Here is a 26,589-nt window from a genome sequence, read left to right as displayed (position 1 = left end):
CAGCGCGGCAAAGCGCAATCTCTGGCGATATCGCAATGTTTGCGCTAAAGCTTTGCCACAAATTAAGGAGACCGACATGGATGGCGCGTTGTTTTGGGCTTTGGCCACGCTTGCCGCTGTGTTTGTTGGCATGGGCAAGGGGGGCTTGCCGGTGATCGGCATGCTGTCGGTGCCGGTTTTGTCCTTGGTGATGCATCCGGTTGCGGCGGCGGGGCTGCTGCTGCCGGTCTATGTGGTGTCTGACATGTTCGGGCTTTACGCCTATCGCCGTGCCTTTAACGCCCGGGTTTTGGCGATCATGCTGCCCGGCATGACGCTGGGGGTGGTTTTGGGCTATTTCGCCGCAACCTTGGTGTCCGAGGCTTTGGTGACGGTGCTGATCGGCCTGATTGGCGTGATCTTTGCCCTGAACCTGTTGTTTCGCGTCAAGGCAGGGGCGGCGGCGAAACCGGCCAATGTCGCGCCGGGGCTGTTTTGGGGGGCTGTGACGGGGTTTACCAGCTTTGTCAGCCATTCGGGCGGCCCGCCGTTTCAGGTCTATACCCTGCACTTGGGGCTGCAAAAGGCGGTGTTTGCCGGCACCTCGACCATCGCTTTTACCTATGTCAATGCGATCAAGCTGATCCCCTATTATATGCTGGGGCAGGTCAATCTTGCCAGTCTTGAAAAGGTGCTGGTGCTGATGCCCGTCGCCGCGCTGTCAGTCTTTGCCGGCGTCGCGCTGGTAAAACGTCTGCCCGAGGCGCTGTTTTTCCGGCTTGTAACTTGGGCGCTGTTGGTGGTCTCGGCCAAGCTGATCTGGGATGGTCTGCACGGCTAGGGCGGGCAAGGGGCTGGTCCAGCCCGGATGGGTGGCAAGGATCACCACCAAAAAACCAAAAGAGAGGGCGAAAAGCTGGCGGTCCATGGGCGGCTCCGATCAAAGGGTCAGACCAGCCTGCGCGCAGAACCCCAGCAAATCGTTAAGAGCGCGTGCGGAAATTTCTGCATTGCGGCATTTCACCTCTTGCTGAAAGTGACAAAATGCGGCCTCTTTGCGCAAGAATATTGCTTGGAGAGAATCATGACCCATCCCGTCCGCTCTGTCCTTTATATCCCCGGCTCGAATGTGCGGGCCTTGGACAAGGCGCGCGGTCTGGCCGCCGATGCGATTATCTTTGATCTGGAAGATGCCGTTGCCCCCGATGAGAAAGCCGCCGCGCGCGAGGTTTTGGCGCAGGCTTTGGCGGCGGGGGGCTATGGTGCGCGGTTGCGCATCGTGCGCATCAACGGGCTTGATACCGCATGGGGTGCCGATGATATCGCGCGTTTTGGCGCGATGGCCGAGGTCGAGGCGCTGCTGATCCCCAAGGTGAACACCCCCGCCGAACTTGACGCGGTCGCAGGGCTTGCCCCGCAAAAGCCGCTGTGGGCGATGATGGAAACCGCGCTGGGCTGCCTGAATGCGGCGCAAATCGCGGCGCATCCGCAGCTTGCCGGCATGGTGATGGGCACCAATGATCTGGCGCGCGAATTGGGCAGCCGGATGCGCGCAGATCGCTTGCCGATGCAGGCGGGCTTGGGGCTGTGTTTGTTGGCCGCGCGCGCCTATGGCCGCGTCATCGTCGATGGCGTCTATAATGCCTTTAAGGACGAGGCCGGGCTTTTGGCCGAATGCACCCAAGGCCGGGATATGGGCTTTGACGGCAAAACCCTGATCCACCCCGCGCAGATCGAGATCGCCAACGCAGCCTTTGCGCCCTCGGCTGCCGAGCTAGAGCTTGCCGCGCGCCAGATCGCGGCCTTTGCCGAAGCACAGGCCGCAGGCCAGGGCGTTGCGGTTGTGGATGGAAAGATCGTCGAAAACCTGCATATCATGATGGCAGAGGCGCTTTTGGCAAAAGCCAGCGCAATTGCCGCAATGGCATGACAGGGAGAGTTTGAATGGCACTACTGATCGTTGGGGTCCTGCTTTGGGCCTATTCGCATTTGATGAAGCGCGTCACGCCTGGGTTTCGCGCCAGCCTTGGCGATAACAACGGCAAAATGGTGGCCTCGGGGCTGACGATTTTGGCGATTGTGTTTATGGTTGTGGGCTACCGCTCGGCCGATGTGATCCAGCTTTGGAACCCGCCACTGTTTTTGCGCCATATCAACAACCTGTTGATGTTGGTGGCGATTTTCCTGTTTTTCCTGGGCTTTTCGCGCGGGGCTTTGCGCGCCAAGATCCGCCATCCGATGCTGTCGGGGGTGAAAACCTGGGCGCTGGCGCATTTGCTGGTGAATGGCGATCTGGCCAGCTTGATCTTGTTTGGCGGGCTGCTGGCTTGGGCGGTGCTGGATCTGATCTTTATCAATAAAATGCAGCCGGTTTGGGATCGGCCAAAAGCGGGGCCGGTCTATTTTGATGTGCTGCATCTGGTGGTGGCAGTGCTGATCATGGGGGTGATTGGAATGATTCACGCGCGCCTTGGCTATCCGGTGTTTGGCTAAACCCATGCAGTTGTTTCGATTTCTGACCGATGACGACACATCTGCCTTTTGCCATCGGGTGACGGCTGCTTTGAACAAAGGCTGGGCCCTGCATGGGGGCCCGACCTATAGCTTTGACGCCAGCCGCGGCGTGATGCGCTGCGGCCAAGCCGTGGTGAAAGAGGTCGAGGGCACCTACACCCCCGAGGTCAAATTGGGCGAACACTAGCGCGGCACAACGGGTTCAAGAGGATAAGATGAAGACAAACGCGGGGCGGTTTTTTGAGGAGTATCGCCTTGGCGAGGTCATCGCGCATGCCGTGCCGCGCACGGTAACGCTGGGCGAGCGCGCGCTTTACCATGCGCTTTATCCCGCCCGCCACGCGCTTTATTCGTCTGATGTCTTCGCGCAGGCTTGCGGTCTGCCTGCAAGCCCGCTGGATGATCTGATCGGCTTTCATGTGGTCTTTGGCAAGACCGTGCCCGATGTCTCGCTGAATGCGGTGGCAAATCTGGGCTATGCGCAGGGGCGCTGGTTGGCTCCGGTTTGGCCCGGCGACACGCTGCGGTCGCAAAGCACGGTGATCGGGCTTAAGCAGAATTCGAACGGGCAATCGGGCGTGGTCTATGTGCGCACGCTTGGCACCAACCAGCACAATCAACCGGTGCTGGACTATGTGCGCTGGGTGATGGTGAAAAAGCGCGACCTTGACGCGCCAGCACCCACGACCGTGCTGCCTGAGCTTGCGGCGACGGTGGCGGCCCAAGATCTGGTGATCCCACAGGGGCTTGATTTCACCCGCTATGATTTCACCCAAAGTGGCGAGCCGCATCGCTGGGGCGATTACGCGCTGGGCGAGGTGATTGACCATGTTGACGGCGTGACGATCGAAGAGGCCGAGCATATGCTGGCCACAAGGCTGTGGCAAAACACCGCCAAAGTGCATTTTGACGCCACGCAGCGCCCTGATGGGCGGCGGCTGATCTATGGCGGGCATGTGATCTCGCTTGCCCGCGCGCTGTCGTTCAACGGGCTGGCCAATGCGCAAATGATCGTGGCGCTGAACGCGGGCGCCCATGCCAACCCCTGCTTTGCTGGGGATACCGTGCGGGCTTGGTCGCAGGTGCTGGACCGCGCGCCAACCTCTGCGCCGGGCGTTGGGGCGATCCGCTTGCGCTTGGTTGCGACCAAGGGCAGCGCGGGTGATCTGCGCGGGCCGGATGGCAAATATCTGCCCGAAGTATTGCTGGATCTTGATTACTGGGCCTTGATGCCGATCTAGCGGCGCAGGGGCTTTGAGAGTCCCATGTGTTTTACTTTGTGATCACACGATTTTTTTTCGTGATCACAAATGCATAAAATCACGCTGGATTGTAAGAGTTTTTCGCAATCGCAGCACAGGCGATGGTGACATTGCTGATTTACGCGCTATTGATTATTGCATGATAAGTCTGTGCCCACAGATAGTTTGGGCGCTCTATGACGAAGGGATCCGATATGGCCGAGATTAAGCGGGTGGAACGCCCCCTTTCACCGCACTTGCAAATTTACCGCCCGCAGTTGACCTCGGTCGTGTCGATCCTGACACGGATCACCGGCAATGCGCTGATCGTGGGCGTGGTGCTTGTGGTCTGGTGGCTGCTGGCGGCCGCAGTCAGCGAGCCTTATTTTGCAGTGGCAAATGCTGTGGCGACAAGCTGGTTTGGCGATCTGGTGTTCACCTGCTCGGCCTGGGCGGTGTGGTATCACTATCTTGCTGGGCTGCGGCACCTTTACTTTGACGCGGGCCACGGGCTCGACATTCCAACAGCCGAGCGGCTGGGTTGGGGCATTGTCATCGGGTCGTTCGTTTTGACCTTCATCACCATTCTGATCGTTTAAGGAGGCAGACATGCGCTATATCACCGCTCGCAAACGCGCTGTTGGCAAGGGTTCGGCCCATTCGGGAACCGAACATCACTGGTCGATGATGATGTCTTCGGTCGCCTTGGCGTTCTTAATTCCGGTTTGGGTCTATATCGTTGGCCATGCCTTGGGCCAAGATTACGCAACGGTGCGCGCCACCTTTGCGCATCCTTTCGCTTCGATTTTGACGGCGCTGGTGCTGGTGATCGGCATGCGCCACTTTGCCATGGGGGCGACCATGGCAATTGAAGATTACACCCATGGCACCACCCGCAAAATGCTGGTGATCTTTGTGACCTCGCTTTCCACCGTGATCGCTGTGACGGGGCTTTATGCTCTTGTCCGCATCGCGCTTTAAGGGGCTGATATGACTGCTTATCCTTATGAAGTTCACGACTATGATGTTGTGGTTGTTGGTGCAGGCGGCGCGGGCTTGCGCGCCACGCTTGGCATGGCCGAACAGGGTCTGCGCACCGCTTGCGTGACCAAGGTTTTTCCGACCCGTAGCCATACGGTTGCAGCCCAAGGCGGCATCGCGGCCAGCCTTGGCAATATGGGGCCGGACAGCTGGCAGTGGCATATGTATGACACTGTCAAGGGCTCGGATTGGCTGGGCGACACCGATGCGATGGAATATCTGGCGCGCGAAGCCCCCAAGGCAGTTTACGAGCTCGAGCATTACGGCGTGCCGTTTTCGCGCACCGAAGAGGGCAAAATCTATCAGCGCCCCTTTGGTGGCCATACCACCGAATACGGCGAAGGCCCGCCGGTGCAGCGCACCTGTGCTGCCGCCGACCGCACCGGCCACGCGATTTTGCACACGCTTTATGGCCAAAGCCTGAAGAACAACGCGGAATTCTTCATCGAATATTTCGCCATTGATCTGATCATGACCGATGGCAAATGCACTGGCGTGGTGGCTTGGAAACTGGACGATGGCACCATCCACGTTTTTAACGCCAAGATGACTGTGCTTGCGACGGGCGGCTATGGCCGTGCCTATTTCAGCGCAACCTCGGCCCATACCTGCACCGGCGACGGTGGCGGCATGGTGGCGCGCGCAGGCCTGCCGTTGCAGGATATGGAATTCGTGCAATTCCACCCGACCGGCATCTATGGCTCGGGCTGCCTGATCACCGAAGGCGCGCGCGGCGAGGGCGGCTATCTGACCAACGCCAATGGCGAGCGGTTTATGGAGCGTTATGCCCCACATTACAAAGACTTGGCGCCACGCGACTATGTCTCGCGTTGCATGACCATTGAAATTCGCGAAGGCCGCGGCGTTGGCCCGAACAAAGATCACATCCACCTGCACCTGAACCACCTGCCGCCAGAAACCCTGGCGCTGCGCTTGCCGGGCATTTCGGAATCCGCACGGGTGTTTGCGGGCGTCGATCTGCACAAGGAACCGATCCCGGTGCTGCCGACGGTGCATTACAACATGGGCGGCATCCCGACCAATTACTTTGGCGAGGTGTTGAACCCCACCGCCGAAAACCCTGACGCCACCGTGCCCGGCCTGATGGCTGTGGGCGAGGCGGGCTGTGCTTCGGTGCATGGCGCAAACCGTTTGGGGTCTAACTCCTTGATCGACCTTGTGGTCTTTGGTCGTGCCGCCGCCATCCGCGCCGGCGAGATTGTGAACCCCAAGGAACGCCCCGCCGATCTGAACCGCGCCGAAGTTGATCGCGCGCTTGATCGCTTTGATGCGACGCGCCACGCCAATGGCTCTATCCCCACCGCCGAGCTGCGGCTTGAGATGCAAAAGACCATGCAGGCCGATGCGGCCGTGTTCCGCACCGACAAAACGCTGGGCGAAGGCGTTGAAAAGATGACGGCGATTGCGGGTAAGATGGCCGATATCAAAGTGACAGACCGCAGCTTGGTCTGGAACTCGGATCTGATGGAAACCTTCGAGCTGCAAAACCTGATGCCGAACGCTTTGGCGACGATTGTGGGCGCACATGCCCGCACCGAAAGCCGTGGTGCGCATGCGCATGAAGACTTTGTCACCCGCGATGATGCCAATTGGCGCAAGCACACTTTGGCGCGGGTCGATGGCAGCAAGGTGACGCTGGATTATCGCCCCGTGCACACCGCGCCGCTGACGACCGAGGCCGATGGCGGCATCAGCTTGAAGAAAATCGCGCCTGCCGAGCGTAAGTTCTGATGCGCGCGCTGGCTCTGCTTGGTTTTGTTCTGCTTGGCGCCTGCACACCGCAGGGGCTGGCAGATAAGGTGCTTGCCCGTACGGCCGAAAGCGTCGTGCGGCCTGTGCTTGAACAAGAACTAAGCGCAGCCCAAGCCGATGCAGCCACGCGCTGCATCGTTCAATCTGCCACCCCCGCAGAGATCGAGGCGCTGTCGCGCGATGTTGGTGTAAGTGCGGGGTCTTTGACCGTGGCACGGATCCGCGCGATTGCGCTGCGCCCTGCCACCTCTGCCTGTTTTGCCGCCAATGGCGTGCCTGCGTTGAAAGGATAGCCGATGCACCGCTTCGCCCCTGCTGTTCTGATCTGCGTTTCGGCCTGTGGCCCGGTGTCCTTGGCGCAGGCCGAACGCGAATGCCTGTCGCAAGCCCGCTTGGCCGAACAGCCGCGCGGCTCGGTTGGCGTCGGCATCGGGTCGGATGGCAAGCCAAAGCTGCGCGGCAATGTCACGATTACCTCTGACTATCTGCAAGGCCGCGATCCGTCGCAGGTTTACCAAAATTGCGTGGTCCGCCGCTCGGGCGAATTCCCCTCGCGTTCTTATTCCAGCATTCCAGCCGCATCGCTGTAGCGGCACCGAAGAAAGGTCTGATCATGGTTCAGTTCACACTGCCGAAAAACTCCAAAGTGCTTACCGGCAAGACCTGGCCGAAGCCTGCGGGCAAAAATCTGCGCAAGTTCCAGATCTATCGCTGGAACCCAGACGACGGGCAAAACCCGCGTGTGGATACCTATTTCCTTGATATGGATGCTTGCGGGCCGATGGTTCTGGACGCGCTGATCAAGATCAAGAATGACATCGACCCGACGCTGACCTTTCGGCGTTCGTGCCGCGAGGGGATCTGCGGCTCTTGTGCGATGAACATCGACGGCATCAACACGCTGGCCTGCATCTACGGCTTGGATGAGGTCAAGGGCGATGTGAAAATCTATCCGCTGCCGCATATGCCGGTGATCAAGGATCTGATCCCCGATCTGACGCATTTCTACGCCCAGCACGCCAGCATCATGCCGTGGTTGGAAACCAAGACCAATCGCCCAGCAAAAGAATGGCTGCAATCTATCGAAGACCGCTCGAAACTCGACGGGCTTTATGAATGCGTGATGTGCGCTTGTTGCAGCACCTCTTGCCCGTCTTATTGGTGGAATGGCGACAAATATCTGGGGCCAGCCGCCTTGCTGCACGCGTACCGCTGGATCATCGACAGCCGCGACGAGGCCACGGGCGAGCGCTTGGATGATCTGGAAGACCCCTTCAAGCTTTATCGCTGCCACACCATCATGAACTGCGCCAAGACCTGCCCCAAGGGCTTGAACCCTGCCAAGGCGATTGCAGAAGTTAAGAAAATGATGGTCGATCGCGTGGTCTGATCGCAACCCGAAACATCTCAAGAAAGCCCGTCCGTTGTGGCGGGCTTTTTTTTACGGCATAATCAAATTTTTATCACTGCTTAGGGCGTTTCAGTGTTTTTCGAGCAAAACTCTCTTTAGTGACACAAGGTCTTGCACAATGGTGTAGTGGTGTAGGTGTTGATGCCGAAAAAATCTATCCAGATGCGCTTTCGGATATATTTAAGGTACTTTGCAACCCTGCGATAACTGCTTCAAACAGCGCTTAGCCCGTTGAACAGGGGCGCTTAAGTAGTGAATTTTGGCTGGGTCCTGCTGGAATTTTAGTTTTTTGGTGAAGTGTTTTAAGGCGCGGCTTTAAGTCTGCGCCTTCGTCAAGCTTTCACGCGTTCCAAAAAAAAGGTGAGTGATCCCTGATTATGTCCAGCTTGAATGATATCCAAAGCGCGTTTCATACAATCGCGCCCGCGGGCTTTTATGTGGCCCTGAGGGTTGGCTTTTCCTTTGCCGAGGTCGAGCTGAACCAGCTGCCCCTACTTTGGGTTGATTTCTATGCGACGAATGGATTGCTGATCCACGATCCCGCGATTGCTTGGGTCTATAGCAACAGCGGCGTGCTGGCTTTGGCCGATTTGACGCGGCCCGATCCGCATCAGGTGCTGGCGCAGGCGGCGATCTTTGGGCTTGTTTATGGCGCGGTGGTTTCTGTTGTGCGGGCGCAAGAGCGCGGCCGGCGCAGCTATGGTCTGTTTTTCCGCGACGATCGTGAGTTTACCCCTGACGAATTGCAGATGCTGGAGCGCCAGATGCAGCAGCTGCACGAGGGGTCCGAGCCAGAGTTGACCCTGGCCGAAATCGCAGCGCTGAAGTTGCAATCGCAAGGCATGCGGTTGCGTCAGATCGGTATCGAGCTGGGCATCACCGAAAGCGCGGTCAAAGCCCGGCTGAACAATGTCAAACGCAAGCTGGGCGCGCGCACCCAGTCGCAGGCGGCCTCTATCGCGGCGGCGCGGCGCATCCTGTAATCGGGCTTGCCTTTGCGCGCGGCTCTGCGATGGTTCGGCTATGCCTTTGCTTTTGCTTATCCTTGCCCTGTCGGTCTATGGCTATCTTTGGCTGTCGCGACGCAATTCGACCCTGACGCGCGCCTGCAAATGGCGGCTTGATCGCAGGCTTGGGTCCGCGCATTATCGCTGCGTGGCCTGTGGCGCAGAATGTGACACGGCAGGCAAGCCGCCACAGCATTGCCAGCGGCCCCCTGATAGGAAAGCGTGATGAAACCCGACACCCCCGCCCATAGCGCCCCCGCCGATGCCGCCGCGCGCAAATCTGTTGCCCCGGTGATTTGCTATCCGGTGGATGATCTGCCGCAGCCCGATCTTGCCCCCTATCACGCCGCACGCGCGGGCTGGCACAAGATCACGGAAACCTTGGTGCCCGCGCGCGAGGCTGCCTGTTTTGATGTGCCAGCGGGCTGCTTTTTCCGCATCACCTCGGTCGGCGGGCCGCAGGTCGGCGATTTGAACCTTTGGGCCGCGGACAATCTGGCCGAGCGGTTTTTCTCGGGCAAAACCCGCGCGCTGCATGGCACGCACCTAAGCGCGGGGGATCGGATGTGGTCAAACCTGCCCTATCTGCGCGCGCTGGCGCTGATCACTGATGACAGCCTTGATTGGTATGGTTTTGACAGCTTTGGCGGCGCGGTACATGACGTCATCGGCACCCGCTGCGACCCCTATACCCATAATCTGTTGGCGGGCGGGCAGTATCACCATTGCTGCCATTCCAACCTGACGCGCGCCTTGGCGGATCGCACCGGCCTTAGCTTGGCTGCGGCAGAGCTGCATGTGCATGATGTGCTGAACGTCTTTATGTGTACGGGCTTTACCCGCGACACTGGCCAATATTTCATGAAGGCAAGCCCGGTGCGGGTCGGCGATTATCTGGAGTTTTTCGCCAACACCGACCTTATTGGCGGGCTTTCGGCCTGTCCGGGGGGCGATTGCTCGTCAGAACATTCCTCGGATCAAGCCGCCTGCCATCCTTTGTTGGTCGAGGTGTTTCGCCCCGCAGCCCCGCCCGCAGGCTGGCAGGGCGCTGCGGCCAATGGCTATGATGGCAGCCATGGGCGTTAGCAATACCGCTCGATCGCCAAAAGCTGCGGGTCGCCGTAACGCGCGCCTTCGGCAAAGCCGACCGGCAAGATCCGCTCGATCTCGGCCAGATCTTCGGGCGACAGGCTGATCTGCACCGCCTGCGCCCATTGGCGCAAATGTGCGGCGTGGCGGGTGCCGGGGATCGGGATCAGATGCGGGCCGCGCGACAGCACCCAAGCCAGCGCCGTTGCCGGAACAGACCAGCCGCGCGCCGCGCAAAACGCACGAAACCCGTTGATTTTCTGCGTGTTGGCCGAAAAATTCGGCTCGGTAAAGCGCGGGTTTGCTGCTCGAAAGCCATCGGTCGGCTGGGGCAGGGCGGTGTCGCCCAACATGCCACGCGCAAGCGGCGAGAACGGCACAAAGGCCACGCCAAGCCTTGCGCAGTCTTGGATCAGCCCCAGTTCAGGCTGGCGCGTCCACAGCGAATATTCGTTCTGCACCGCGCGGCAGGGATGGATCGCATGCGCCGCGCGCAGCGTATAGGGGGCGACCTCTGACAGGCCATAGCCGCCGATCTTGCCCTCTTCGATCAGCCGCGACAGCGTGCCGATCACCTCTTCCAAGGGGCGCGTGGCTTCGCGGCGATGGATGTAGAACAGTTCAACATGATGGCGCCCCATTCGGCGCAGTGAGGCCTCAAGTTCCGCCCGCAGATGCGCTTCCGAGTTATCGACGCGCCGCACAGGGTCGGCGACAAAGCTCGCCTTGGTTGCGATCACCACCTGCGGTTTGCGGCTGGCTAGCCATTTGCCCAGCACGGTTTCCGACACGCCCATGCCGTAGATATTGGCGGTGTCGATGAAATCAATGCCGACCTCTAGCATCGCATCCAGACAGGCAAAGCTTTCGCCCTCATCGGTGGGGCCAAACAGCCCGCCAAAAGACATTGCCCCAAGCCCGATCGCCGAGACATGGGGGCCGTTCGGGCCAAGCTGCCGTTTTTGCATCATTCTCTCCTGCTCTGGCGCAAAAGACACCTCTGGCCGGCTTAGGTCAAGGCAGGATCAGGCAAAGGCGGCGTGAAGCGCCACCTCGACCATCGCGCCAAAGCTGGTTTCGCGTTGATCGGCGGGCAGGGCCTCGTGGGTCAGGATATGGTCGGAAATCGTCAGCACCGCCAAGGCGCGGCGCTGATAGCGCGCGGCCAGCATGTAAAGCTCGGCGGCCTCCATCTCGACGCAAAGCGTGCCGTGGCGCTGCAACTGATCCGACAGGTCTTGGCGTTCGTCGTAAAAGGTATCTGACGAATAAATCCCGCCAACATGCACCGGCACCCCGATCTGTTGTGCGCAGGCATGGGCGGCCGAAAGCAGCCCGAAATCGGCGCAGGGCGCAAAGTTCATCTCGCGGAAAATGCTGCGCGAGGGCGAGCCATTGGTGCTGGCGGTCTGCGCCAAAACCACATCGCGGACTTTGACATGATGCTGCAAGGCCCCCGCCGAGCCGATGCGGATCAAGGTTTGCGCGCCGTAATCCTTCATCAACTCGGTGGCATAGATCGAAAGCGACGGCATCCCCATCCCCGAGCCGTGGATGGTGACGCGGTGGCCGCGCCACGTGCCGGTATAGCCCAGCATGCCGCGCACCTCGTTCACCAGCACCGGATTTTCCAGATAGGTCTGCGCCGCCCAGCGCGCGCGATAGGGGTCGCCGGGCAGCAGCACGGTTTCGGCAATCTCGCCCGCTTTGGCCCCGATGTGAAATGTCATGGATTCGCCCCTTTTGTCTGCGCCGCGCACGGCCTTGCCCCAGCCTTTGCGCGGCAATGTCGGAAAATCAAGGGCAATGCCGGTTTCCGATAAGCGACAAAGCGTTCCGTCCCGCAGAGTCTTTGCTATGCAGGCGCAGAAAAAGCTGCGGTTGTGCTCTTAACCTGCTGTCGCGTGCATGCGATCTTGCGCCGAAATCTGTCCGAAAAGGGATGTCTATGAGCCGCTATTGCCTTACCGTTACCTGTGTTTCCTCGCGTGGCATTGTCGCCGCGATTGCGACGTTTCTTGCCGAAAATGGCGGCAATATCACCGACAGCTCGCAATATGATGATGTCGAGACCAGCAATTTCTTTATGCGCGTCAGCTTTACCAGCGAAACCGGCGCGACGCTGGCGCAGCTGCAAGACGGCTTTGCCACCATCGCCGCCCCCTTTGGCATGACCTATAAGTTCCATGACGAGGCCGCCAAGATGAAAGTGGTGATCATGGTCAGCCGCTTTGGCCATTGCCTGAACGATCTGCTTTATCGCTGCCGGATTGGGTCTTTGCCGGTGGACATCGTGGCGGTGATTTCAAACCATATGGATTATCAAAAGGTTGTGGTGAACCAAGACATCCCCTTCCACTGCATCAAAGTCACCAAGGAAAACAAACCCACCGCCGAATCCGCGATCATGCGGGTGGTCGAAGAGGCGGGTGCCGAGCTGATCGTGCTGGCGCGCTATATGCAGATCCTGTCCGAAGAGATGTGCCAAAAGATGTCGGGCCGGATCATCAACATTCACCACTCTTTCTTGCCGTCGTTCAAAGGCGCGAACCCCTATAAGCAGGCCTACGAGCGCGGCGTCAAACTGATTGGCGCCACCTCGCATTATGTCACCACCGATCTCGATGAGGGTCCGATCATCGAGCAAGACACCATCCGTGTCACCCATGCTCAAAGTGCCGAAGATTACGTCAGCCTTGGCCGCGACGTTGAATGTCAGGTTCTGGCGCGTGCGATCCACGCCCATATCCACAACCGCGTGTTCCAAAACGGCAATAAAACCGTGGTGTTCCCGGCCTCGCCTGGGTCTTATGCCTCTGAACGGATGGGCTGATCGGGCTTAGGCGGCAGAAGGGTTCGGGTCGGCCAGCGTCACGATATCCATCATGATGCGGTTCAGCTCGAAATCCTTGGGCGTATAGACCGCCGCCACCCCCATTGCGCGCAGAGCGGTGGCGTCTTCCTCTGGGATGATGCCACCCACCACCAAGGGCAGATCCAGCCCCTCGGCCCTCATCCGCGTCAGCACATCGCGGATCAGGGCGATGTGACTGCCCGACAGGATCGACAACCCCACCACATGCGCCTTTTGGGCGATGGCTGCGCTGACGATCTCGGCGGGGGTCAGGCGGATGCCCTCATAATGGATCTCCATGCCGCAATCGCGCGCGCGCGCAGCGATTTGTTCGGCGCCGTTGGAATGGCCATCCAGCCCCGGCTTGCCGACCAGAAACTTCAGCGGCCGCCCCAGTTTGGCCGAGACCGCCTGCACCGCCTCGCGGATCGGCTCTAACCCTTCAGTGCGGTTGGACGGGCTGCGCGACACGCCGGTGGGCGCGCGGTATTCGCCAAAGGCTTCGCGCAGCACAGCGGCCCATTCGCCGGTGGTCACCCCCGCCTTGGCCGCCGCAATCGAGGCCGGCATGATATTGGCGCTCCCCTGCGCGGCGCTGCGCAGCGCGGCGAGCGCAGCCTCGATGGCTGCGGCGCTGCGCCCCTGTCGCCAGGCCTGCAATCTTGCGATCTGATCGGCCTCTGCCGCAGGATCGGCCTGCATGATCGCGCCATCGCCTGCGGTCAGCGGGCTTGGCGTGGTCTGCACCCAAGCATTCACCCCCACAACCGTGGTCTCTTTGCTTTCAATCTTGGCGATGCGCTCGGCATTGGCCTCGACCAGCCGGCCCTTCATATAGTCAATCGCCGCAACCGCGCCGCCCATCGCGTCAATCTGCGCCAGTTCCGCCAAAGCGCCTGTTTTCAGCGTCGTGACCTTGCGCTCGATCGCGGGGTTGCCGTCAAACAGATCGTCATATTCCAACAGGTCGGTTTCATAGGCCAAGATCTGCTGCATCCGCAGCGACCATTGCTGATCCCAAGGCCGCGGCAGGCCAAGCGCTTCGTTCCAGGCCGGCAGCTGCACCGCGCGCGCGCGGGCGTTTTTCGACAGCGTCACCGCCAGCATTTCGATCAAGATCCGATAGACGTTGTTTTCAGGCTGCTGTTCGGTCAGCCCCAGCGAATTGACCTGCACCCCATAGCGAAAGCGGCGATATTTCGCCTCGGTGATGCCGTAGCGGCTTTCGCAGATCTCGTCCCACAGCTCGACAAAGGCGCGCATCTTGCACAGCTCGGTGACAAAGCGGATGCCTGCGTTGACGAAAAACGAAATCCGCCCAACCATATTGGGAAAATCCGCCGCCGAGACTTTGCCGCGCAGATCGTCCAGCACCGCGCAGGCCGTGGCCAGCGCAAAGGCAAGTTCCTGTTCTGGCGTCGCCCCTGCCTCTTGCAGATGATAGGAACAGACGTTCATCGGGTTCCATTTTGGCAAATGGCTTTGGGTATAGGCGGCGACATCGGTGATCATCCGCAGGCTGGGCGCGGGCGGGCAAATATAGGTGCCGCGCGACAGATATTCCTTGATGATATCGTTTTGCACCGTGCCTTGCAGGGCTGACACATCTGCGCCTTGTTCCTCGGCCACCGCGATATAAAGCGCCAGCAGCCAAGGCGCTGTGGCATTGATCGTCATCGAGGTGTTCATCTGGTCCAGCGGAATGCCGTCAAACAGCGCCCGCATATCGCCCAAGTGACTGACCGGCACGCCGACTTTGCCAACCTCGCCCTGCGCAAGGATGTGATCAGAATCATATCCGGTCTGCGTGGGCAGATCAAAGGCCACCGAAAGCCCGGTCTGCCCCTTGGCCAGATTGCTGCGATATAGCGCATTCGAGGCCGCCGCAGTGGAATGGCCCGCATAGGTGCGGAAAAGCCAAGGTTTGTCTTTGCTGACGGTCATTTGGGCCTCGGGCGCTGAAAGGTAACATTGTTTCGTTACTGCACCACTAAGCGCAACAATTGGCAAGTGTCAATTCGCTGCGATGCGGCGGACATAAAATTACAAAATATGGCAATTAAACTATTGCATTGTTGCGCGAACACCTTCTATCTATCCTCTAACCCGGCCGATTCTGCGGCGCGGCATGAAGATGGAGGCAGCAATGGCTTTGGATACCGCTTCGGCAATCACCCCCTATGAGGCTGCGGTGAAAGACCTTTACGAGGTCGGCGAGATGCCGCCTCTGGGCCATGTGCCGGCCAAAATGTATGCTTGGGCGATCCGTCAAGACCGTCACGGCGAACCCGATACCGCGATGCAGGTCGAAGTGGTGGACACTTGGGCGATCGACAGCAACGAGGTCTTGGTCTTGGTGATGGCCGCCGGGGTGAATTACAACGGCGTCTGGGCGGCACTTGGCGTGCCGATCAGCCCCTTTGACGGCCACAAACAGCCCTATCACATTGCAGGCTCGGATGCCGCGGGCATTGTTTGGGCTGTGGGCGATAAGGTCAAACGCTGGAAGGTCGGCGACGAGGTCGTGGTGCATTGCAACCAAGACGATGGCGACGATGAGGAATGCAACGGCGGCGATCCGATGTTCTCGCCCAGCCAGCGGATCTGGGGCTACGAGACGCCAGACGGGTCTTTCTCGCAATTCACCCGCGTGCAGGCGCAACAGCTGATGCCGCGCCCGCGCCATCTGACCTGGGAGGAAAGTGCCTGCTATACCCTGACGCTTGCCACCGCCTACCGCATGCTGTTCGGCCATGAACCGCATGATCTGAAACCGGGGCAAAACGTGCTGGTCTGGGGCGCCTCGGGCGGGCTTGGCTCTTATGCGATCCAGCTGATCAACACCGCAGGCGGCAATGCCATCGGGGTGATTTCCGAAGAGGACAAACGCGATTTCGTGATGGCCTTGGGCGCAAAGGGCGTGATCAACCGCAAAGATTTCAACTGCTGGGGCCAAATGCCCACCGTCAACACCCCCGAATATAACGCTTGGCTGAAAGAGGCTCGCCGCTTTGGCAAGGCGATCTGGGATATCACTGGCAAGGGCGTCAACGTCGATATGGTGTTTGAACATCCCGGCGAGGCGACCTTTCCGGTCTCTTCGCTGGTGTGCAAAAAGGGCGGCATGGTGGTGATCTGTGCCGGCACCTCTGGCTTTAACTGCACCTTTGACGTCCGCTATATGTGGATGCACCAAAAGCGCCTTCAAGGCAGCCATTTCGCGCATTTGAAACAGGCCTCTGCCGCCAACAAACTGATGATCGAGCGCCGGATCGACCCCTATATGTCCGAGGTCTTCCCTTGGGCCGAAATCCCCGCCGCCCATATGCTGATGCGCCAGAACAAGCATAAGCCCGGCAATATGGCAGTGCTGGTGCAGGCCCCGCGCACAGGCCTGCGCACCTTCGAAGACACGCTGGACGCAAGCCTGAACCGCTAAGCGCAGCGGGGGGCGATCTGCTCCCCGCTTGCGGGCTCTGGCCCTTGCGCCGCACTTCGCCTATGGTCGCGCCATGACCCAAAGCCTCGCCCCCGCCGCCACTCAAGCCCCCGCTCTGGTCTTCTCCGAGGATCAGGCCGAGGCCTATGATCGCGTCGCAGCCGAGCTTTTTGCCGCGGGCATTGATCTGGCCAATGCCAGCCTTTCGCCGATGTCCGAAGCCAAGGCTTCGGTTCTGGCGGTGGTCGGCAAAGCGGGGTCGGGCAAAACCATGCTGCTCGCCAGCCTCTATAAGGCGCTGGCGGCCACGGGTGTTGATCTGGTCTCGGGCGATTACGAGCCGAAAAAGCGCAAAGATCGCCGTACCTTGGCGATTTTGGCCCCCACCAATAAGGCAGCCTCGGTGCTGCGGATGCGCGGCGTGCCCGCCACCACCATTCACCGCATTCTCTACACGCCGGTCTATGATCCGCAGTATGAAAAGATCGCCGAATGGCTGACAGGGCAGGGCAATCGCCCGGTGATCGAAGGCCTGACCGAACTCGCCCTTGACCGTGCGCATGCGTTTTATCAAACCGTCGCCTCAGTGCCGGGTGCGCTGGCCGCCGCTGGTCTGCGCGGCTCTGATTTCATCAAGGGCTGGAAGCGGCGCGAAGAACCGCTTGATATCGGCTTTGTCGACGAATCCTCGATGCTGGATGAACGTGCGCTGACCGATCTGCGCGAGATTTTTCCGACGCTTGTGCTCTTTGGCGACCCCGCACAGCTCGCCCCGGTTGGCCTCTCGGGCGAAATGGTGTTTGACCGGCTGGGCGAGGGGCGCAAGCTCACCCTCAGCCGCATTCACCGCCAAGAACAAGACAACCCGATCCTCGATCTCGCCCATGCGCTGGCTGATCCCGCGCTTGGCTTCGAAGACTTCGAGCGTATGGTGGAAACGGCTGCGCGCAAAGACGACCGCGTTGTCTGGGCCGAACGCGTCGATGCCGATCTGATGGCGCGCTCGCCGGTGCTGGTCTGGCGCAATGCCACCCGCATCCGCCTGATCACCGCCTTTCGTGCCGCCCATGGCGCGCCGGATGATGAGTTGCTGGCAGGCGAGCCGCTGGTCTGTGACGGCATCGAACTGCCGCTCAAGCATCGCAAAAAACGCATTGATCTCGAAGCCCGCGGCCTGATCAAAGGCGCACAAGTCATCTACCTTGGCCCCGGCAGCAGGCCAGGCTTTGCCAAAATCCATGTTGTCGGTGCCGAAGATCCGCAGGTCTCTGCCGCCTCGATCATTAAGATCGAACGCCCGGATGAAGACGAACCCTTCATCCCTTCGGCCGCCACCATGGGAGCCGCCTTTCTGCATGGCGCCGCCGTCACCATTCACAAAGCCCAAGGCAGCCAATGGGAAACCGTGCAGGTCTTCGCGCCCGATCTTTACGCCGCCGCCATGGCAGGCCGCTCCGAAGCCGGCGTGCCGCTGTGGAAACGCTTGGCCTATGTCGCCATCACCCGGGCCGAGAACCGGCTGATGTGGGTGGTGCGCAACCGGCTTGCCCGCCCCGTCGCAGGGCTCAGCGTCGCCGATCTCAAACCGCTCTCGGTGCCGCTGACCTTGCAAAGCCAAGAGCCAAGCTGACCCTGATCCCTAGACAGCCGCCCACAAAGCGCTAGGCTGACAAAAACCCCACGTGAGGCCAAAATGATCTGCGTATTCGTCCAATTCCGCTGCACCCCCGGCAAAACCTATCAGGTCGCCACCGCAATCTACGACCGCGAAGTGGTCTCGGAACTCTATTCGACCAGCGGCGAATACGACCTGATCGCGAAAATCTACATCCCCGATGGCTCAGACGTCGGCCATTACCTGTCAGAAAAACTCTTCGACATCGACGGCATCGTCCGCACCCTGACCACGATGACCTTCAAAGCCTTCTGATCCGCTTTCATCTTGGCAAAAATATCCCCGCCGGAGGCATAATCCCGCCTGACCCCAGCGCTTCAGCGCAGTATAGGCGGACCGTCTTGCGCCACCGCCGCCATAAACTCACGGATCATGCCGGCATCCTTCACCCCCGGCGCGGTTTCCACCCCCGAGGACAGATCCACCTGCCGCGCATTGGTCAGTCGGATCGCCTCGGCGACATTGGCCGCCGTCAATCCCCCCGCCAGCATCCAAGGCCGCAACCAGCGCCGCTGCGCCACCAGCCGCCAGTCAAAGCTCAGGCCATTGCCGCCGGGCAGGGCGTGGTCTTTCGGCGGTTTGGCGTCAATCAGCAGTTGATCGGCAACCAAAGAATACTCCATCAAATCCGCCAGATCGCCCTCATCGGCAACGCCGATGGCCTTCATCACCGGCAGGCCATAGCGCGCGCGCACCTCTGCCACCCGCTTGGGGCTCTCATGGCCATGCAGTTGCAGCATATCCAGCGGCATCGCCTCGGTAATCGCATCCAAAGCCGCGTTATCGGCATTGACCACCAGCGCCACCTTTGCCAGCCCAAGTGGGGCCGCAAGCGCCAGCGCCCGCGCCTCGGGCAGGCTTAGGTTGCGCGGGCTTTTGGGGTAAAATACCAACCCCATATAGGCCGCCCCCGCCTTGGCCACGGCCTCGACATCGGCCACTGTGCGCAGCCCGCAGATTTTGACGCGAATATCGACCAAGGTTCAGGCTTTCGGCTTATCAAGCAGCGCCAAGACATCGTCTTGCGGTAGCGAGGTGGCGTCGCGCATCGCGGCCAATTCGCGTTCAAGTCGGCTGACCTGCTTACTTGCGCCCTTGGCGGTGCGGCGGTGTTTGTGTTCGCGCGCCCATTCCCAGATAAAACCGATCAGGACGCCGCTAACGATGCCACCAAACATCACCAGAAATAGCGGTAACTCGATCTGAAAATTGCGCCCCAGCATCGCGGCCAGATCATCCGGCATCAGTTTTATCAGAACCAGATTACGATTGGCCAAGGCCATCGTCACCAAAACCACGGCAATCACAGCCAAGACAAGATAGCGCAAATATCGAAGCATGGGCCCGCCCTTTTTATGCTGCCCCACCAATATCGGGGCAGGGGCGCGCCGTGGCAAGCCCCGTTACTTGCCGTTCAGCCGATCGCGCAGCAGTTTGCCGGTTTTAAAGAACGGCACCTTTTTATCTTCCACCTGAACCGCTTCGCCCGTGCGCGGGTTGCGCCCGATCCGCGCATCGCGCGCCTTGACCGAAAACGCCCCAAAGCCGCGCAATTCTACGCGGTCACCCTTGGCCAAAGCATCAATGATTTCTTCAAACACGGTGTTGACGATGCGTTCGACATGGCGCTGCGTCAGGTGCGGATTTTCATCCGCAATTTTTTGGATCAATTCAGATCGGATCATCCGCAAATTCCCCCTAGTGGTCCCCGTCCCAATTCGCGGGATTCTGGGCCGTTCCACGCTGTTGCCTTTGGACTATAGGGATAATTTTCCATCGCACAAACAAAATTAAGACCTAAGCCCGCCAAAGCAAAGGGTCCCGTCGTGAAACGGGGCCCCTTTTTGTTACCGCGAACAGCGGAAGGCTTACTTGTCGCCCTTCAGAGCAGCGCCAAGGATGTCGCCCAGGCTTGCGCCCGAATCGGACGAGCCATACTGCTCGACAGCTTCTTTCTCTTCAGCGATCTCGCGTGCCTTGATCGACAGACCCATGCGGCGGGTCTTTGGATCAATGTTGGTGACGCGCACGTCGATCTTGTCGCCGACGTTGAAACGCTCGGGACGCTGGTCAGCGCGGTCGCGCGACAGGTCCGAACGGCGGATGAACGACTTGGCGCCGTTGTATTCCACTTCTACGCCGCCTTCTTCGATCGCGGTGACGACGACGGTGATGATACCGCCACGCTTCACGCCATCAACAGCATCGGTGAAGGTGTCTTCGCCCAAAGCTTTGATCGAGAGCGAGATACGCTCTTTTTCGACGTCAACTTCGGTAACAGACGCCGTGACGGTGTCGCCCTTGCGATAGTTTGCAATGGCTTCTTCGCCGCGCTGGTCCCACGACAGGTCGGACAGGTGAACCATGCCGTCGATGTCGTTATCAAGGCCAACGAACAGACCGAATTCGGTGATGTTCTTAACTTCGCCTTCGATATTGGTGCCCACTGGATGGGTCTCGGCAAAGACTTCCCATGGGTTACGCTGGGTCTGCTTAAGGCCCAAGGAAACGCGACGCTTGGTGCTGTCGATTTCCAGAACCATAACTTCCACTTCTTGGCTGGTCGAAACGATTTTGCCGGGGTGGACGTTCTTTTTGGTCCAGGACATTTCCGAAACGTGAACCAGACCTTCAACACCGGCTTCCAGCTCTACAAAGGCGCCGTAATCGGTGATGTTGGTGACACGGCCCTTGTGCACGGTGCCCAGAGCATACAGTTTTTCAACGGCATCCCATGGGTCGGACTGCAACTGCTTCATGCCAAGGCTGATGCGGTGAGTGTCTTTGTTGATCTTGATGACCTGAACCTTGACGGTCTCGCCGATGGCAAGAATTTCCGACGGGTGGTTCACACGGCGCCATGCCATGTCGGTGACGTGCAGCAAGCCATCTACGCCGCCCAAGTCAACAAACGCACCGTATTCGGTGATGTTCTTGACGACGCCGTCAACGGTTTGGCCTTCGGTCAGGTTGCCGATAACTTCGGCGCGCTGCTCGGCACGGCTTTCTTCAAGGATCGCACGACGCGAAACAACGATGTTGCCACGACGACGGTCCATTTTCAGGATTTGGAATGGCTGCTTCATGCCCATCAGCGGGCCTGCGTCGCGCACAGGGCGCACGTCGACTTGGCTGCCAGGAAGGAAGGCAACAGCGCCGCCCAGATCCACGGTAAAGCCGCCTTTGACACGACCAAAGATCGCGCCATCGACGCGGGTCTCGGAGGCATAGGCCTTTTCCAGACGGTCCCAAGCTTCTTCGCGGCGAGCTTTCTCGCGCGAGATTTGAGCTTCGCCACGAGCGTTCTCAACGCGGTCCAGATACACTTCAACAGTGTCGCCGACGTTGATGTTTGGCAGCTCGCCTGGGTTGGCAAATTCTTTAAGATCGATGCGGCCTTCCATCTTGTAGCCGACGTCGATAATGGCTTGGCCCGCTTCAATCGCGATAACCTTACCTTTGACAACAGTACCCTCTTCGGGGGTGTCAATCTCGAAGCTCTCTTTCAAGAGGGCTTCAAATTCTTCCATAGCGTTCATAGACATGCAGTTTGGTCCTTTTCATCTTTGTCACTGGCCATGCGGTTGGCTCCGCCGGTCTTGCTCGAAATTAAAAACGGGGCCGTGGCAAGGCCAGACCCAATCTTGCGCGTCCCTAACGCGAAAGCTGGCGATTTGCAAGCAATGGTTGGTCCGCGCGAATGACAAACGGCCCCCTGTGCAGAGGGCCGCTGTCTGGGGCGTTTTGCCTAAGATCAGGCGATTTCTGTCACAAGCTCGGACATCGGCTTGCGGACTTTTTTCGCACCGTTCAACCAATCGCCTTCGGCCGCGCGGTAGCCCAAAGGCATCAGGCTAACCGAGCGCAGGCCCTTGGCACGCAGGCCAAGGATTTCGTCAACGGCGTCAGGGTTAAAGCCTTCCATCGGGGTGGCGTCCACCTCTTCAAAGGCGGCCGCAACCAGACCGACACCCAGCGCGATATAGGCTTGGCGGGCGGCGTGATCATAGTTCACTTCAGCTGCGCGTGGCAGATAGCTGGCCTTCAGGTTGTCGTAATAGGCGTTCAGCATTTCCATCGGCGTGCCGCGCTCAGCGTGGGTTTGGTTGACCACGGCGTCGATACGCTCGGCGGTGTAATTGTCCCATGCTGCAAAGACCAACAGATAGGTGCTGTCGGTGATCTGCGCTTGGTTCCAAGCCGCATCGCGGATTTTGGCGCGAATTTCGGCATTGGTCACGACAAACACTTCAAAGGGCTGCAAGCCGCTGGAGGTGGGCGCAAGGTTGATCGCCTGCAAGATCGCATCCAGCTTGGCGCGCGGCACGATCTTGGCAGGATCCATCGCTTTGGTCGCGTAACGCCAGTTCAGCTTTTCGTTCAACATCTTCATGGTCTTTCAGATTGAGGAGGGTGGTATGCATTAGTAACCTGCGATATAGCCTGAAGTCTGGCCACCGCAAGAAGGCACATCTCTGTAACCGGTTTCAGCGAGGCGTTATGAAAGATCACAGCGTTGGCGATTGCCCGATTGCCTGCACCAAAGTGCGGTCAGTTTTGGCGCGGGTGGGCGACAGTTGGAGCGTTCTGGTCATTCTGGCGCTGGATGGTGTCGGGGTGATGCGCTTTAACGAGTTAAAGCGGCATTTGGGCATCAGCCAGCGGATGTTAAGCCTGACATTGCGCGAGCTGGAACGCGACGGCATGGTGCAGCGCCGGGTTTTTGATGCGCTGCCTGCACGCGTGGAATATGCGCTGACACCGCTTGGGGCGTCTTTTGCTGCGCCGATTAGGGTGATGGGGCTCTGGGCCTATGAAAACCTAGCCCAGATCGACAGCGCCCGCGCGGCCTTTGATGCGCGGCTAAACCCCTAGGCGCGCAGCGTCAAACCCCGCCGCCGCAAAGATCGCCATCAGGCGGTCGTCAAAGCTATCGGCTTGAATATCCAAACAGTTTTGCCCGAAATACCAGTAAAGTGCCTTGGCATAGTCTGGCGGGCTGTGCAGGGCCGCGCGCAGCGCGCGGGGAAAATCGGAAGGGCTTTGCGCGGTCTGCACCAGCGCGTGAAAATCCGACCGGCCAAAGATCACCGCCGGCTTTTGGTGCAAGAACCCCTCAATCGCGGTGGCGGAATTGATCGAGACGCTGACCGCACAGGCGGCCAGAATGTCATGCACATTGGCCTCGGTTGCGATCAGCGCATGGCCCTCGGCTTGCAGCGTGGCAATGATCTCGGCCCCCAATTCGGGTTTCAGCGGATGCGGTTTGACCAATACCGCACGCCCTTCTGCCCCCGCCACAACCGCGCGCAGCATCTCTTCAAAGCTGGCAAAGGCTTGGCCCTGCCGGATCGGCGCGGGGCCTTGCAAAAACACCGCAATCGCCCCCTTGGGCAGCGCCGAGACGGCCCCCATCTGGCGATAGCGCGAATGCCTGCGCGCGGTAAAGCGCGCGTGCAGCATTTGGGCATAGCGCGCGGCCTGATCCGCATCAATCAGCGCAGGCTCATAGGCCCGCGCGCCAATGCTCGAGGCCGCCTGCACGCCCTTGGGGTCGACATGAAAGAACCCCTCCAGATAGGCCGTTGCCGCATTCAGCCAGCCCTGTGCCTGCACCTGGCCATTTTCCATGACATGCAGATTGCCGTCTTGCAGCGCCCGCGCCGCCGCCCTTGGCATATCGGCGGCGAAATCGGCGGTCAGCCCGCGCGCCGCAAGCGTCTGCACGATCCGCCCATAAAGCAGCGGCGGCTTTCCCTTGGCAAAGCCCGCGATAAACCGCTCGGGCATATGCAGGATGACCCGCGCCGTCATCTTGCGGCTTTGACCACCGCCACGGCGCGGGCGATAGCCTCGGGAATGGTTAGGGCAGAGGTGTCGATGATCACCGCCGTCTCGGCCGCGCGCAGCGGCGCATCGGCGCGGCCCATGTCACGCGCATCGCGCTCGATCACCTCGGCCAGCACCTGTGCCGCATCGCCGCCGACCTCAAGCCAACGCCGATGCGCGCGCACCTCTGGGCTGGCGGTGACAAACAGCTTCACCTCGGCCTCGGGGCAGATCACCGTGGCAATGTCGCGGCCATCCAACACCGCACCACCGGCGCTGCGCGCAAAGTGGCGCTGAAACGCCAGCAGGGCCGCGCGCACCTCGGGGATCACCGCAACGCGGCTTGCCGCCTGACCCGCCGCCATGCTGCGCAGATCGTCGCGCGCCAGATCCTGCGGTTGCAAGCCCCGTGCCGCCGCAATCGGATCGCCGCCCATCGCGCCAACCGCGCGATACAACAGCCCGGTGTCCAGATGCGCAAAGCCAAATTCGGCAGCCACCGCACGGCTGATCGTGCCTTTTCCGGCAGCGGCTGGCCCGTCAATGGCAACGGTAAAGCGCATCGCCGATCCTTTAGCTGTCAAGCTTTTGCGGCTCTTGCGGGCCATAGGCATAGGCGTTCGACAGGATCATACCGCCATCGTCCAGCACATCGCCGACAGCATCTTCTTCTTCAAATTCAAACTCATAGCCGTCAAAGGGGAAGGCTTCGGCATCAACAAGCCCTTCAATGGCGATCAGGATAATACCCTCGGCCTCGAACTCTGCCACCAACATCTGCAAGGCCTCGGTGGCGGTCTGCGCCTTCATCACCGCAAGCTGGTAATGGCCCAGATAGGCGCCCTCATCCTCATCGGCCCATTCGGGGTCGCAGGCATCAATGCAGCAGGCAAAAACGCCCGAGCCGGTGCCATCGGTGGCATCGGGTTCAAACGGATGCGGCTCCGAGACACAGATCTCACCCGAAGATTGCGCCGCCTCGACCATCTCGTCGATATCCACCTCAAAGGGCAGAATTTCATCGTCAAAGGCCTCAACATCGCCCGCATGTAAAATCCGGTCCAAGCGCAGCCCGTTGACCACGATGGAATTGGACAAAACCATCAAAGCATCGCCCAGATCATCGGCCATCAGCACAAAGAACCGCGCCTCGCCGCCATAAAGGGCGCCCTCGGGCATGGCGTTCTGACCTTCGGGGTCATGCGCCTCTACGGCGATATAATAGGTTCCCATCGGGTCATCCTTTTCGGTTGCGTCTTGCCCCAGCCTTAACGGCCCGCGCCGCCGCCGCCAAGGTCAAAGCGGATTACGCTTGCGTCAGGGTCGCGCCAAGCTGCGCCATCAGCCCAGTGAAAATCGGGAAAGACGTCGCAATCGGCGAGGCATCATCAACCGAAACCGGCTGCTTTGACGCAAGCCCCAGCACAAGGAAAGACATCGCAATGCGGTGGTCGATATGGGTGGCGCAAACCGCCCCACCCGGAACCGCGCCCGCGCCCATGCCGTGCACAATCAGCGTGTCCTCGTCTTCCTCGATCCGCACGCCACAAGCCTCCAGCCCGCGCGCCATCGCGTCAATGCGGTCGGATTCCTTGACGCGCAGCTCTTTCACGCCGCGCATCACGGTCTTGCCGGTGGCACAGGCCGCCACCACCGACAGGATCGGATATTCGTCAATCATCGAAGGCGCACGCTCTGGCGGCACCTCAATGCCCTTCATATTCCCCGAAAACCGCACCCGCAAATCGGCCACAGGCTCGCCGCCCTCTTCGCGTGGGTTCTGAAACTCAATCTCGGCGCCCATCTCCATCAAGGTGATGTAAAGCCCGTTGCGCGTCAGGTTCTGGCTGACGCCCGGCACAAAAATGTCCGAACCTTCCACCAAGAGCGCCGCACAGACCGGAAAGGCCGCCGAAGACGGATCGCGCGGCACCGCCACGCTTTGCGCGCGCAAGTCCGGCTGGCCTTGCAGCGTAATCACCGACCCCTCCGCGCGGCGCTCGACCTCCAGCTTGGCGCCAAAGCCGATCAACATCCGCTCCGAATGATCCCGCGTCGGCTCGCGCTCGATCACCACCGTCTCGCCGGGGCAATTCAACCCGGCCAGCAAAATCGCCGATTTCACCTGCGCCGAGGCCACCGGCAAAGCATAGCGCACCGGCTTCGGCCGCGCCGCGCCCACCACCGTCATCGGCAAACGCCCACCCTTGCGCCCGTAGGCCTCGGTGCCAAACAGCGCCAAAGGCTCGGTCACCCGTCCCATCGGCCGCTTGCGCAAAGACGCATCGCCGGTAAAGGTCACCGTCATCGCCGAGGTCGCCATGGTGCCCATGATCAACCGCACACCCGTGCCCGAATTGCCGCAGTCAATCACATCGGCAGGCTCTTGAAAGCCGCCAACGCCCACCCCCTGCACCGACCAATCGCCCAAGCCATGCCGCGTCACCGTCGCCCCAAAGGCCTGCATCGCCTTGGCGGTGTCCAAAACGTCCTGGCCTTCCAAAAGCCCGGTTACCCGGGTCTCGCCCAAAGCCATCGCGCCAAAAATCAACGACCGGTGGCTGATCGACTTATCACCGGGCACCAAGGCCGTCCCCGTCAAAGGGCCAGATTTATGCGCGGTCATCGGTTGGGCGGTGCCATGGGCAGACATGATCGGTCTCCTGCAAGAATTCGCTGCCCTGATACCGCAACCAATCTGCGCGGTCTATGCCCCTATCGCGCGGCTTGGGCTTTC

The 26,589-nt window shown here is 60.1% G+C and carries 30 protein-coding genes; 18 read left to right on the top strand and 12 right to left on the bottom strand.

What is annotated here, in order from left to right:
• Positions 1-76: 76 nt before the first annotated feature.
• From V7Q10_RS05760 to V7Q10_RS05700, 13 genes are all read left to right on the top strand, one after another.
• Positions 77-820, top strand: coding sequence for a sulfite exporter TauE/SafE family protein (locus V7Q10_RS05760; RefSeq protein WP_333868105.1), 744 nt, complete (start codon positions 77-79; stop codon positions 818-820).
• A 243-nt stretch (positions 821-1,063) separates the two neighbouring features.
• Positions 1,064-1,909, top strand: a complete 846-nt coding sequence (locus tag V7Q10_RS05755; protein ID WP_333868104.1) for an HpcH/HpaI aldolase/citrate lyase family protein — start codon at positions 1,064-1,066, stop codon at positions 1,907-1,909.
• Positions 1,910-1,923: 14 nt separating this feature from the next.
• Positions 1,924-2,472, top strand: coding sequence for an NnrU family protein (locus V7Q10_RS05750; protein ID WP_333868103.1), 549 nt, complete (start codon positions 1,924-1,926; stop codon positions 2,470-2,472).
• A gap of 4 nt (positions 2,473-2,476) precedes the next feature.
• Complete coding sequence (locus V7Q10_RS05745; protein ID WP_333868102.1) at positions 2,477-2,680, top strand: DUF1737 domain-containing protein; 204 nt, start codon at positions 2,477-2,479, stop codon at positions 2,678-2,680.
• Between the two features lie 28 nt (positions 2,681-2,708).
• The gene (locus V7Q10_RS05740; protein WP_333868101.1) at positions 2,709-3,734 is read left to right on the top strand and encodes a MaoC family dehydratase; all 1,026 of its coding nucleotides are present in this window, start codon (positions 2,709-2,711) and stop codon (positions 3,732-3,734) included.
• Between the two features lie 215 nt (positions 3,735-3,949).
• Positions 3,950-4,333 (top strand): succinate dehydrogenase, cytochrome b556 subunit, encoded by a 384-nt coding sequence (gene sdhC, locus V7Q10_RS05735; RefSeq protein ID WP_333868100.1) that lies wholly within the window; start codon positions 3,950-3,952, stop codon positions 4,331-4,333.
• Positions 4,334-4,343: 10 nt separating this feature from the next.
• Positions 4,344-4,715, top strand: coding sequence for a succinate dehydrogenase, hydrophobic membrane anchor protein (gene sdhD, locus V7Q10_RS05730; RefSeq protein ID WP_333868099.1), 372 nt, complete (start codon positions 4,344-4,346; stop codon positions 4,713-4,715).
• 9 nt (positions 4,716-4,724) lie between these two features.
• Positions 4,725-6,527: a succinate dehydrogenase flavoprotein subunit gene (gene sdhA, locus V7Q10_RS05725; RefSeq protein ID WP_333868098.1), complete on the top strand. Its 1,803-nt coding sequence runs from the start codon at positions 4,725-4,727 to the stop codon at positions 6,525-6,527.
• A complete protein-coding gene (locus tag V7Q10_RS05720) occupies positions 6,527-6,841 on the top strand; it encodes a hypothetical protein (RefSeq protein ID WP_333868097.1) in 315 nt (104 codons plus the stop codon). The genes sdhA and V7Q10_RS05720 overlap by 1 nt, the downstream gene beginning before the upstream one ends.
• A 3-nt stretch (positions 6,842-6,844) precedes the next feature.
• Positions 6,845-7,138: a hypothetical protein gene (locus V7Q10_RS05715; protein ID WP_333868096.1), complete on the top strand. Its 294-nt coding sequence runs from the start codon at positions 6,845-6,847 to the stop codon at positions 7,136-7,138.
• A gap of 23 nt (positions 7,139-7,161) precedes the next feature.
• Entirely contained in the window at positions 7,162-7,938 is a 777-nt protein-coding gene (locus V7Q10_RS05710) for a succinate dehydrogenase iron-sulfur subunit (protein ID WP_333868095.1), read from the top strand.
• A gap of 458 nt (positions 7,939-8,396) precedes the next feature.
• Positions 8,397-8,942, top strand: coding sequence for a helix-turn-helix transcriptional regulator (locus V7Q10_RS05705; protein ID WP_333868094.1), 546 nt, complete (start codon positions 8,397-8,399; stop codon positions 8,940-8,942).
• 249 nt (positions 8,943-9,191) lie between these two features.
• The gene (locus tag V7Q10_RS05700) at positions 9,192-10,052 is read left to right on the top strand and encodes an urea carboxylase-associated family protein (RefSeq protein ID WP_333868093.1); all 861 of its coding nucleotides are present in this window, start codon (positions 9,192-9,194) and stop codon (positions 10,050-10,052) included.
• Here the strand turns inward: V7Q10_RS05700 and V7Q10_RS05695 are convergent.
• Entirely contained in the window at positions 10,049-11,023 is a 975-nt protein-coding gene (locus tag V7Q10_RS05695; protein WP_333868092.1) for an aldo/keto reductase, read from the bottom strand. The genes V7Q10_RS05700 and V7Q10_RS05695 overlap by 4 nt on opposite strands.
• A 57-nt stretch (positions 11,024-11,080) precedes the next feature.
• Positions 11,081-11,785, bottom strand: coding sequence for a purine-nucleoside phosphorylase (gene deoD / locus V7Q10_RS05690; protein WP_333868091.1), 705 nt, complete (start codon positions 11,783-11,785; stop codon positions 11,081-11,083).
• 218 nt (positions 11,786-12,003) lie between these two features.
• Here deoD and purU point away from each other — a divergent pair, with 218 nt between their 5' ends.
• Entirely contained in the window at positions 12,004-12,888 is an 885-nt protein-coding gene (gene purU, locus V7Q10_RS05685; protein WP_333868090.1) for a formyltetrahydrofolate deformylase, read from the top strand.
• A 6-nt stretch (positions 12,889-12,894) separates the two neighbouring features.
• On the opposite strand, the gene V7Q10_RS05680 is transcribed toward purU, so the two are convergent.
• Complete coding sequence (locus tag V7Q10_RS05680) at positions 12,895-14,853, bottom strand: protein meaA (RefSeq protein ID WP_333868089.1); 1,959 nt, start codon at positions 14,851-14,853, stop codon at positions 12,895-12,897.
• Positions 14,854-15,055: 202 nt separating this feature from the next.
• On the opposite strand from V7Q10_RS05680, the gene ccrA reads away from it, so the two are divergent.
• The 3 genes from ccrA (at position 15,056) to V7Q10_RS05665 (ending at position 18,278) form a co-directional block, all read left to right on the top strand.
• A complete protein-coding gene (gene ccrA, locus V7Q10_RS05675) occupies positions 15,056-16,348 on the top strand; it encodes a crotonyl-CoA carboxylase/reductase (RefSeq protein ID WP_333868088.1) in 1,293 nt (430 codons plus the stop codon).
• Between the two features lie 73 nt (positions 16,349-16,421).
• Positions 16,422-17,978 carry an ATP-dependent DNA helicase gene (locus V7Q10_RS05670; RefSeq protein WP_333868087.1) on the top strand — a complete coding sequence of 519 codons (1,557 nt, stop codon included), beginning with the start codon at positions 16,422-16,424 and terminating at the stop codon, positions 17,976-17,978.
• Between the two features lie 63 nt (positions 17,979-18,041).
• Entirely contained in the window at positions 18,042-18,278 is a 237-nt protein-coding gene (locus V7Q10_RS05665; RefSeq protein ID WP_333868086.1) for an Lrp/AsnC family transcriptional regulator, read from the top strand.
• Between the two features lie 62 nt (positions 18,279-18,340).
• On the opposite strand, the gene V7Q10_RS05660 is transcribed toward V7Q10_RS05665, so the two are convergent.
• From V7Q10_RS05660 to V7Q10_RS05640, 5 genes are all read right to left on the bottom strand, one after another.
• On the bottom strand, positions 18,341-19,003 hold the full coding sequence (locus tag V7Q10_RS05660) for a phosphoribosylanthranilate isomerase (RefSeq protein ID WP_333868085.1): 663 nt from the start codon (positions 19,001-19,003) through the stop codon (positions 18,341-18,343).
• Positions 19,004-19,006: 3 nt separating this feature from the next.
• Entirely contained in the window at positions 19,007-19,363 is a 357-nt protein-coding gene (locus V7Q10_RS05655) for a LapA family protein (protein WP_333868084.1), read from the bottom strand.
• Positions 19,364-19,426: 63 nt separating this feature from the next.
• A complete protein-coding gene (ihfB, locus tag V7Q10_RS05650; RefSeq protein WP_333868083.1) occupies positions 19,427-19,708 on the bottom strand; it encodes an integration host factor subunit beta in 282 nt (93 codons plus the stop codon).
• 183 nt (positions 19,709-19,891) lie between these two features.
• Complete coding sequence (rpsA, locus tag V7Q10_RS05645) at positions 19,892-21,553, bottom strand: 30S ribosomal protein S1 (protein ID WP_333868117.1); 1,662 nt, start codon at positions 21,551-21,553, stop codon at positions 19,892-19,894.
• A gap of 224 nt (positions 21,554-21,777) precedes the next feature.
• Positions 21,778-22,410: an NAD(P)H-dependent oxidoreductase gene (locus V7Q10_RS05640; RefSeq protein ID WP_333868082.1), complete on the bottom strand. Its 633-nt coding sequence runs from the start codon at positions 22,408-22,410 to the stop codon at positions 21,778-21,780.
• A 113-nt stretch (positions 22,411-22,523) separates the two neighbouring features.
• Between V7Q10_RS05640 and V7Q10_RS05635 the strand changes: the two genes are divergently transcribed.
• A complete protein-coding gene (locus tag V7Q10_RS05635; protein ID WP_333868081.1) occupies positions 22,524-22,898 on the top strand; it encodes a winged helix-turn-helix transcriptional regulator in 375 nt (124 codons plus the stop codon).
• On the opposite strand, the gene V7Q10_RS05630 is transcribed toward V7Q10_RS05635, so the two are convergent.
• From V7Q10_RS05630 to aroA, 4 genes are all read right to left on the bottom strand, one after another.
• Positions 22,887-23,837: a capsular polysaccharide export protein, LipB/KpsS family gene (locus tag V7Q10_RS05630; protein WP_333868080.1), complete on the bottom strand. Its 951-nt coding sequence runs from the start codon at positions 23,835-23,837 to the stop codon at positions 22,887-22,889. The genes V7Q10_RS05635 and V7Q10_RS05630 overlap by 12 nt on opposite strands.
• The gene (locus tag V7Q10_RS05625; protein ID WP_333868079.1) at positions 23,834-24,415 is read right to left on the bottom strand and encodes a (d)CMP kinase; all 582 of its coding nucleotides are present in this window, start codon (positions 24,413-24,415) and stop codon (positions 23,834-23,836) included. The genes V7Q10_RS05630 and V7Q10_RS05625 overlap by 4 nt, the downstream gene beginning before the upstream one ends.
• Before the next feature lie 10 nt (positions 24,416-24,425).
• Positions 24,426-25,085: a hypothetical protein gene (locus V7Q10_RS05620; RefSeq protein WP_333868078.1), complete on the bottom strand. Its 660-nt coding sequence runs from the start codon at positions 25,083-25,085 to the stop codon at positions 24,426-24,428.
• A 73-nt stretch (positions 25,086-25,158) separates the two neighbouring features.
• Positions 25,159-26,505 carry a 3-phosphoshikimate 1-carboxyvinyltransferase gene (aroA, locus tag V7Q10_RS05615; RefSeq protein ID WP_333868077.1) on the bottom strand — a complete coding sequence of 449 codons (1,347 nt, stop codon included), beginning with the start codon at positions 26,503-26,505 and terminating at the stop codon, positions 25,159-25,161.
• Positions 26,506-26,589 lie beyond the last annotated feature (84 nt).

Origin of the sequence: Cypionkella sp. (assembly GCF_036782355.1) — a bacterium.
Taxonomy (GTDB): Bacteria; Pseudomonadota; Alphaproteobacteria; order Rhodobacterales; family Rhodobacteraceae; genus Cypionkella.
This window is presented reverse-complemented; position numbering and strand designations above follow the sequence as displayed.

Excerpts from the sequence above, each read along its gene's own strand:
- V7Q10_RS05635 (WP_333868081.1), top strand. The coding sequence starts at position 22,524 with ATGAAAGATCACAGCGTTGGCGATTGCCCGATTGCCTGCACCAAAGTG.
- V7Q10_RS05695 (WP_333868092.1), bottom strand. The coding sequence starts at position 11,023 with ATGCAAAAACGGCAGCTTGGCCCGAACGGCCCCCATGTCTCGGCGATC.
- V7Q10_RS05620 (WP_333868078.1), bottom strand. The coding sequence starts at position 25,085 with ATGGGAACCTATTATATCGCCGTAGAGGCGCATGACCCCGAAGGTCAG.
- aroA (WP_333868077.1), bottom strand. The coding sequence starts at position 26,505 with ATGTCTGCCCATGGCACCGCCCAACCGATGACCGCGCATAAATCTGGC.
- V7Q10_RS05745 (WP_333868102.1), top strand. The coding sequence starts at position 2,477 with ATGCAGTTGTTTCGATTTCTGACCGATGACGACACATCTGCCTTTTGC.
- V7Q10_RS05630 (WP_333868080.1), bottom strand. The coding sequence starts at position 23,837 with ATGACGGCGCGGGTCATCCTGCATATGCCCGAGCGGTTTATCGCGGGC.
- V7Q10_RS05740 (WP_333868101.1), top strand. The coding sequence starts at position 2,709 with ATGAAGACAAACGCGGGGCGGTTTTTTGAGGAGTATCGCCTTGGCGAG.
- V7Q10_RS05715 (WP_333868096.1), top strand. The coding sequence starts at position 6,845 with ATGCACCGCTTCGCCCCTGCTGTTCTGATCTGCGTTTCGGCCTGTGGC.
- ccrA (WP_333868088.1), top strand. The coding sequence starts at position 15,056 with ATGGCTTTGGATACCGCTTCGGCAATCACCCCCTATGAGGCTGCGGTG.
- V7Q10_RS05640 (WP_333868082.1), bottom strand. The coding sequence starts at position 22,410 with ATGTTGAACGAAAAGCTGAACTGGCGTTACGCGACCAAAGCGATGGAT.
- sdhD (WP_333868099.1), top strand. The coding sequence starts at position 4,344 with ATGCGCTATATCACCGCTCGCAAACGCGCTGTTGGCAAGGGTTCGGCC.
- V7Q10_RS05710 (WP_333868095.1), top strand. The coding sequence starts at position 7,162 with ATGGTTCAGTTCACACTGCCGAAAAACTCCAAAGTGCTTACCGGCAAG.
- deoD (WP_333868091.1), bottom strand. The coding sequence starts at position 11,785 with ATGACATTTCACATCGGGGCCAAAGCGGGCGAGATTGCCGAAACCGTG.
- sdhC (WP_333868100.1), top strand. The coding sequence starts at position 3,950 with ATGGCCGAGATTAAGCGGGTGGAACGCCCCCTTTCACCGCACTTGCAA.
- sdhA (WP_333868098.1), top strand. The coding sequence starts at position 4,725 with ATGACTGCTTATCCTTATGAAGTTCACGACTATGATGTTGTGGTTGTT.
- V7Q10_RS05680 (WP_333868089.1), bottom strand. The coding sequence starts at position 14,853 with ATGACCGTCAGCAAAGACAAACCTTGGCTTTTCCGCACCTATGCGGGC.
- V7Q10_RS05625 (WP_333868079.1), bottom strand. The coding sequence starts at position 24,415 with ATGCGCTTTACCGTTGCCATTGACGGGCCAGCCGCTGCCGGAAAAGGC.
- V7Q10_RS05670 (WP_333868087.1), top strand. The coding sequence starts at position 16,422 with ATGACCCAAAGCCTCGCCCCCGCCGCCACTCAAGCCCCCGCTCTGGTC.
- V7Q10_RS05750 (WP_333868103.1), top strand. The coding sequence starts at position 1,924 with ATGGCACTACTGATCGTTGGGGTCCTGCTTTGGGCCTATTCGCATTTG.
- ihfB (WP_333868083.1), bottom strand. The coding sequence starts at position 19,708 with ATGATCCGATCTGAATTGATCCAAAAAATTGCGGATGAAAATCCGCAC.
- V7Q10_RS05655 (WP_333868084.1), bottom strand. The coding sequence starts at position 19,363 with ATGCTTCGATATTTGCGCTATCTTGTCTTGGCTGTGATTGCCGTGGTT.
- V7Q10_RS05760 (WP_333868105.1), top strand. The coding sequence starts at position 77 with ATGGATGGCGCGTTGTTTTGGGCTTTGGCCACGCTTGCCGCTGTGTTT.
- V7Q10_RS05755 (WP_333868104.1), top strand. The coding sequence starts at position 1,064 with ATGACCCATCCCGTCCGCTCTGTCCTTTATATCCCCGGCTCGAATGTG.
- rpsA (WP_333868117.1), bottom strand. The coding sequence starts at position 21,553 with ATGGAAGAATTTGAAGCCCTCTTGAAAGAGAGCTTCGAGATTGACACC.
- V7Q10_RS05720 (WP_333868097.1), top strand. The coding sequence starts at position 6,527 with ATGCGCGCGCTGGCTCTGCTTGGTTTTGTTCTGCTTGGCGCCTGCACA.
- V7Q10_RS05700 (WP_333868093.1), top strand. The coding sequence starts at position 9,192 with ATGAAACCCGACACCCCCGCCCATAGCGCCCCCGCCGATGCCGCCGCG.
- purU (WP_333868090.1), top strand. The coding sequence starts at position 12,004 with ATGAGCCGCTATTGCCTTACCGTTACCTGTGTTTCCTCGCGTGGCATT.
- V7Q10_RS05665 (WP_333868086.1), top strand. The coding sequence starts at position 18,042 with ATGATCTGCGTATTCGTCCAATTCCGCTGCACCCCCGGCAAAACCTAT.